The 1188-nt window shown below is 58.9% G+C and carries 1 protein-coding gene; it reads left to right on the plus strand.

Translation table 11 applies throughout. The annotated features are described in order from the left end of the window. Positions 1 to 145: 145 nt before the first annotated feature. On the plus strand, positions 146 to 1188 hold a 1043-nt coding region (locus tag EJO71_RS34220; RefSeq protein ID WP_125953068.1), incomplete at its 3' end, for a DUF4158 domain-containing protein.

Here is a 1188-nt window from a genome sequence, read left to right on the forward strand (position 1 = left end):
GGGGTCTCCTCGTTTTCAGTGCAATAAGTGACGGTACGCAAAGCTAGCACTGGCGCGGGGGTGGTCTGGGTAGACCGTTGATTTCATTGACTTTCCTGTTCGCTTTGTAAACGGGTATGGTGGCCTCCCACTTTTGAGGTTCACGATGCAGGGTTGGCACACAACGTTTTTGGGGATGCGTGGGCTCCCCCGCGATATCAGCGACTTCGAGATGAAGGCATTTTTCACCTTCGATGGTGCCGAGCGCGACGCAATCAATGCACGCCGAGGTGATTCCCACAAGCTTGGTCTGGCGCTCCATATTGGTTTCCTGCGCATGAGTGGGCGTTTGCTCGGTGCCTTTCGGGTAATTCCAGTAGCCTTGTGGCGCCACCTTGGCAACGAGCTTGGCATTGCAGCACCAGAAGTCGCCTCGCTGAGAGCCATGTATGAACGCGGGCGCACGCTATTCGATCACCAACAAGTAGCCTGCACGGTCCTTGGATTCCAGTGGATGAGCGAGCACCAGCGCCGCTCACTGGTACGTGAACTGCGCGACGAAGTGGCGCGCTGCGCCGACCGCGATCAGCTACTCGTGCGGGCGCGTCAATGGCTGTACAAGAACAAGCTGGTGATCGTGCACGAGCGGGCAATTCGGACACTGATTGCGGCGGCACTTGCCCAGCTTGAAGTTGAAACAGGCACCGCCATCGCCGCCAGCGTTGATCCAGCAACACTTGATCGCTGGCGAGCCTCAGTTTCAGAGCTGCGCCCAGATGGACAAACCCAGCAGAGTTGGCTATGGGCTGCACCGGCGAAACACTCAACCCGCCAAATCAGCGAGGTACTGGAGCGCATCGACCTGCTTTACACGCTGGACGTTCATAAGCACCTGGCAGACATCCCCGATCTCATCTTGCGCCGCTACGCGCGCCGACTTGTCTCCAGGCCGCCCTCAGCCGGAGCCAAGATCAAAGAGCCAGCGCGCACCGTGGAGGTCGCATGCTTTCTTCGGTATTGCCTGTTCACCACCACAGACCAGTTGATCCTTATGGTGCAGCGCCGGATCGCCGATCTGTGGCGTCAGGCTGCCGCCGATGTCCCCGCTACCGTCAATTGGGCCGCAATGTACAAAACGCTGCTCGGCGAACTTGTTGCCTTGAGCGCGCAAGGTGCGGTGCCAGATGCTGAGTTGCGTGCCCGTCTTGA

It is taken from the genome of Variovorax sp. 679 (assembly GCF_003952185.1).
GTDB lineage: Bacteria > Pseudomonadota > Gammaproteobacteria > Burkholderiales > Burkholderiaceae_C > Variovorax.